1 protein-coding gene is annotated in these 303 nt (G+C 43.9%); it reads right to left on the bottom strand.

Translation table 11 applies throughout. The features are described from left to right. On the bottom strand, nucleotides 1-303 hold a 303-nt coding region (locus AOA60_RS32535), incomplete at both ends, for a hypothetical protein (RefSeq protein ID WP_158235002.1).

Genomic DNA, 303 nt, shown 5'->3' with positions numbered 1-303 from the left:
CTCCCTCGGCGGTGATTCGGTATTGGATTTTTGCCAGGCCGCTATAGGTATTGGTATTGGTGTCTTCTTCATCTTTTTTCGCGATGATTGCTATTTGCACTGGTTCGTTCGTCCAACTTGTTGTGCTCTGTTGAATCGTTGGTTTTGGTGGTGCTGTTTTATCTATTTTGATCGTGCGTGATGTTGTCGTTTCGTGTCCTGCTTCGTTGATGGCTTTAAACTGAATCGTATGGATTCCTAGTTCTGTGATTTGGATGGTATAGCTTTGTGTTTGCGATTCAGGTTGGGCTTCCACATCAGTAT

It is taken from the genome of Pseudomonas sp. 2822-17 (genome assembly GCF_002742485.1).
GTDB classification, from domain to species: domain Bacteria; phylum Pseudomonadota; class Gammaproteobacteria; order Pseudomonadales; family Pseudomonadaceae; genus Aquipseudomonas; species Aquipseudomonas cyclaminis.
Note: the sequence above shows the minus strand (reverse complement) of the source record. Positions and strands in the feature narration are given on the sequence as shown.